The organism is Frondihabitans sp. VKM Ac-2883, assembly GCF_015350875.1.
GTDB lineage: Bacteria > Actinomycetota > Actinomycetes > Actinomycetales > Microbacteriaceae > Frondihabitans.
This window is the reverse complement of sequence record NZ_JADKSF010000019.1, coordinates 1-4,846: the sequence shown is the minus strand read 5'-3', so window position 1 is coordinate 4,846 and position 4,846 is coordinate 1. Positions and strand designations below refer to the sequence as shown.

Sequence of the window (4,846 nt, the reverse complement as noted above, 5' to 3'; positions counted from 1 at the left end):
GGATAGATCTTCTCAAATTTCCTACGCGCGCAGCGGATAGGGACCGAACTGTCTCACGACGTTCTAAACCCAGCTCGCGTACCGCTTTAATGGGCGAACAGCCCAACCCTTGGGACCTACTCCAGCCCCAGGATGCGACGAGCCGACATCGAGGTGCCAAACCATGCCGTCGATATGGACTCTTGGGCAAGATCAGCCTGTTATCCCCGAGGTACCTTTTATCCGTTGAGCGACAGCGCTTCCACAAGCCACTGCCGGATCACTAGTCCCGACTTTCGTCCCTGCTCGACTTGTCAGTCTCACAGTCAAGCTCCCTTGTGCACTTACACTCGACACCTGATTGCCAACCAGGTTGAGGGAACCTTTGGGCGCCTCCGTTACTTTTTGGGAGGCAACCGCCCCAGTTAAACTACCCACCAGGCACTGTCCCAGAACCGGATCACGGTTCGTAGTTAGATATCCAAAGTGACCAGAGTGGTATTTCAACAATGACTCCACCTGAACTAGCGTCCAAGCTTCACAGTCTCCCACCTATCCTACACAAGCCACTCCGAACACCAATACCAAGCTGTAGTAAAGGTCACGGGGTCTTTCCGTCCTGCTGCGCGTAACGAGCATCTTTACTCGTAGTGCAATTTCGCCGAGTTCGCGGTTGAGACAGCTGGGAAGTCGTTACGCCATTCGTGCAGGTCGGAACTTACCCGACAAGGAATTTCGCTACCTTAGGATGGTTATAGTTACCACCGCCGTTTACTGGGGCTTAAATTCTGAGCTTCGCTTGCGCTAACCCTTCCTCTTAACCTTCCAGCACCGGGCAGGCGTCAGTCCGTATACATCGTCTTGCGACTTGGCACGGACCTGTGTTTTTAGTAAACAGTCGCTTCCCACTGGTCTCTGCGGCCTTCCCCGCTCCCGGAGTAAATCCGTTCACGGTTCCGGCCCCCCTTCTCCCGAAGTTACGGGGGCATTTTGCCGAGTTCCTTAACCACGATTCTCTCGATCTCCTTGGTATTCTCTACCTGACCACCTGAGTCGGTTTGGGGTACGGGCGGCTTGAACCTCGCGTCGATGCTTTTCTCGGCAGCATAGGATCACTGAATTCCCCCAATCGGGGTATGCATCGGGTCTCAGGCATCATTGACGACGGATTTGCCTATCGTCAGCCCTACATCCTTACACCAGGATCACCTTACGGATACCATCGCCTGGCTCAGCTACCTTCCTGCGTCACACCTGTTAATACGCTAAACGCACCAGCATGGGGTCGAGCGTTAGACCGGCCGGCATCACCCCGAAGGGATCCACTCAGCCGGGTTAGGACTCTTAGCACCACTGGATTATCTTGGGCGGTTCTTCGCCGGTACGGGAATATCAACCCGTTGTCCATCGACTACGCCTGTCGGCCTCGCCTTAGGTCCCGACTTACCCAGGGCGGATTAACCTGGCCCTGGAACCCTTGGTCTTTCGGAGGACGGGTTTCTCACCCGTCTTTCGCTACTCATGCCTGCATTCTCACTCGTGTGGCGTCCACGGCTGGTTTCCACCGCCGCTTCACTCGCCACACGACGCTCTCCTACCAATCCGTACGACTGAACCACGAAGGCTTATCGAAAGTACGAATTCTACAACTTCGGTGGTGTGCTTGAGCCCCGTTACATTGTCGGCGCGGAATCACTTGACCAGTGAGCTATTACGCACTCTTTCAAGGGTGGCTGCTTCTAAGCCAACCTCCTGGTTGTCTCTGCAACTCCACATCCTTTCCCACTTAGCACACGCTTAGGGACCTTAGTTGGTAGTCTGGGTTGTTTCCCTCTCGACGATGAAGCTTATCCCCCACCGTCTCACTGCTGCGCTCTCACTTACCGGCATTCGGAGTTTGGCTGACGTCAGTAAGCTTTTAGGCCCCATCGGCCATCCAGTAGCTCTACCTCCGGCAAGAAACACGCAACGCTGCACCTAAATGCATTTCGGAGAGAACCAGCTATCACGAAGTTTGATTGGCCTTTCACCCCTATCCACAGCTCATCCCCTCCATTTTCAACTGAAGTGGGTTCGGTCCTCCACGACGTCTTACCGTCGCTTCAACCTGGCCATGGATAGATCACTTCGCTTCGGGTCTAGGACATGCGACTGAATCGCCCTATTCAGACTCGCTTTCGCTACGGCTACCCCTCACGGGTTAACCTCGCCACATATCGCTAACTCGCAGGCTCATTCTTCAAAAGGCACGCTGTCACCCCTACTAAGGAGGCTCCAACGGTTTGTAAGCAAACGGTTTCAGGTACTATTTCACTCCCCTCCCGGGGTACTTTTCACCTTTCCCTCACGGTACTTGTCCGCTATCGGTCATCTGGGAGTATTTAGGCTTATCAGGTGGTCCTGACAGATTCACACGGGATTTCTCGGGCCCCGTGCTACTTGGGATACGCATTCAGCCAGCAACACCATTTCGGCTACGGGGTTGGCACCCTCTATGACCCGGCTTTCAATCCGGTTCGCCTATAATGCGCTGTAACTGTTCCAGTCCGGCAGAACTGAACAACACGTCCCACAACCCCGACCATGCAACGACCGCCGTCTATCACACATGACCGGTTTAGCCTCTTCCGATTTCGCTCGCCACTACTCACGGAATCACTGTTGTTTTCTCTTCCTGAGGGTACTGAGATGTTTCACTTCCCCCCGTTCCCTCTACCCGCCCTATATATTCAGGCGGGAGTCACCAGGTCAGCACGCCGCCTGGCGGGGTTTCCCCATTCGGACACCCTCGGATCACAGCTCGATTATCAGCTCCCCGAGGCTTATCGCAGATTTCTACGTCCTTCTTCGGCTCCAGATGCCAAGGCATCCACCGTTTGCTCTTAAAAACTTGACCACAAAGAACCACGACAACAAGGCCACCCGAAGGCGACCCGATTGACGCGGTCTATCAGTGTTATCTCGTTACCCCACCAACCGGTCGAAACCAGCTGCTGGGGAAGAAATTGCACTCGAACATCACCCCACAACACCACCCCGAAAGGCGACGAAGGAAATGACGCTCAAGATGCTCGCGTCCACTGTGTAGTTCTCAAAAAACGGGCGACCCCAAGAATCCCCGGCAAGTGATGCCAGATCATCAAGGTCCGCATGAGGAGTTCACCCCCCAACACCCTAAAGGCGCCAGGAAAGGCTTGGTCCCTCAGGACCCAACAACGTGCACGCCCCGGCAATCCCGATCCCGCACCGTTCCAATCCCCCCGAGAGGAGATGTACTGAGCACGAAACCTTCATCCGAAGGCCACTGTCAAAGTTCCACCCATGAGCGCCACCCACAACATTCGATGTGGCGTGACTTGACCCGTTGATCCCCGTGGCGAGTGTGTACAAAGACACAGCCCGTGGGGCGAGTACATGCTCCTTAGAAAGGAGGTGATCCAGCCGCACCTTCCGGTACGGCTACCTTGTTACGACTTAGTCCTAATCACCGATCCCACCTTCGACAGCTCCCTCCACAAGGGTTGGGCCACCGGCTTCGGGTGTTACCGACTTTCATGACTTGACGGGCGGTGTGTACAAGGCCCGGGAACGTATTCACCGCAGCGTTGCTGATCTGCGATTACTAGCGACTCCGACTTCATGAGGTCGAGTTGCAGACCTCAATCCGAACTGAGACCGACTTTTTGGGATTCGCTCCACCTCGCGGTATTGCAGCCCTTTGTATCGGCCATTGTAGCATGCGTGAAGCCCAAGACATAAGGGGCATGATGATTTGACGTCATCCCCACCTTCCTCCGAGTTGACCCCGGCAGTCTCCTATGAGTTCCCACCATAACGTGCTGGCAACATAGAACGAGGGTTGCGCTCGTTGCGGGACTTAACCCAACATCTCACGACACGAGCTGACGACAACCATGCACCACCTGTATACCGACCTTGCGGGGCGACCATCTCTGGACGTTTCCGGTATATGTCAAGCCTTGGTAAGGTTCTTCGCGTTGCATCGAATTAATCCGCATGCTCCGCCGCTTGTGCGGGCCCCCGTCAATTCCTTTGAGTTTTAGCCTTGCGGCCGTACTCCCCAGGCGGGGAACTTAATGCGTTAGCTGCGACACAGAAACCGTGGAATGGCCCCTACATCTAGTTCCCAACGTTTACGGCATGGACTACCAGGGTATCTAATCCTGTTCGCTCCCCATGCTTTCGCTCCTCAGCGTCAGTAACGGCCCAGAGATCTGCCTTCGCCATCGGTGTTCCTCCTGATATCTGCGCATTCCACCGCTACACCAGGAATTCCAATCTCCCCTACCGCACTCTAGTCTGCCCGTACCCACTGCAGGCTGGGGGTTGAGCCCCCAGATTTCACAGCAGACGCGACAAACCGCCTACGAGCTCTTTACGCCCAATAATTCCGGACAACGCTTGCACCCTACGTATTACCGCGGCTGCTGGCACGTAGTTAGCCGGTGCTTTTTCTGCTGGTACCGTCAAGAGCAAGCTCCCTTCTTCCCAACTAAAAGAGGTTTACAACCCGAAGGCCGTCGTCCCTCACGCGGCGTTGCTGCATCAGGCTTTCGCCCATTGTGCAATATTCCCCACTGCTGCCTCCCGTAGGAGTCTGGGCCGTGTCTCAGTCCCAGTGTGGCCGGTCACCCTCTCAGGCCGGCTACCCGTCGTCGGCTTGGTGAGCCGTTACCTCACCAACTACCTGATAGGCCGCGAGTCCATCCTTGACCAAAATTCTTTCCACCTGCAGACGATGCCGTCACAGGTCATATCCGGTATTAGACGTCGTTTCCAACGCTTATCCCAGAGTCAAGGGCAGGTTACTCACGTGTTACTCACCCGTTCGCCACTAATCCAAGGA

At 55.3% G+C, this 4,846-nt stretch carries 2 rRNA genes; both read right to left on the bottom strand.

What is annotated here, in order from left to right:
• A 23S ribosomal RNA gene (locus ITJ49_RS17390) occupies positions 1-2,875 on the bottom strand; the annotation flags it as partial.
• Between the two features lie 529 nt (positions 2,876-3,404).
• A 16S ribosomal RNA gene (locus ITJ49_RS17385) occupies positions 3,405-4,846 on the bottom strand; the annotation flags it as partial.